Annotated in this window: 1 protein-coding gene; it reads left to right on the forward strand. The window is 45.0% G+C overall.

The window, feature by feature from the left end:
- Positions 1-624: HAD family hydrolase (locus tag GMD4S_RS10010; RefSeq protein WP_000112999.1), on the forward strand; the 624-nt coding region annotated here is incomplete at both ends.

The following is a 624-nucleotide window of genomic DNA, read 5'->3' on the forward strand; positions in this document are numbered from 1 at the left end:
TTGACTCAGATCGTAAACTCATGTCAACGGTTCATCCATTACCAGATGGTAAATTCCTCGTAGCAGTCAAGGGAGCCCCTGACCAACTTTTGAAACGTTGTGTTGCTCGTGATAAGGCTGGAGATGTTGCTCCGATTGATGAGAAAGTTAATGACTTAATTCACACAAACAACTCTGAAATGGCTCACCAAGCCTTGCGTGTTCTTGCGGGTGCTTATAAGATTGTAGACAGCATTCCAGAAAACCTGACTTCTGAAGAGCTTGAAAACAACTTGATCTTTACTGGATTGATTGGAATGATTGACCCTGAACGTGCCGAAGCAGCAGAAGCTGTTCGTGTCGCTAAGGAAGCGGGAATCCGTCCAATCATGATCACTGGTGACCACCAAGATACAGCGGAAGCCATTGCCAAACGTTTGGGAATCATCGATGAAAATGACTCGGAAGACCATGTCTTGACTGGTGCTGAACTCAACGAACTTTCAGATGAAGAATTTGAAAAAGTCGTTGGTCAATACTCTGTCTACGCGCGTGTATCTCCAGAACACAAGGTTCGTATCGTCAAGGCTTGGCAAAAACAAGGTAAGGTTGTTGCTATGACAGGTGACGGTGTTAATGATGCGC

This window comes from Streptococcus sp. GMD4S (genome assembly GCF_000296955.1).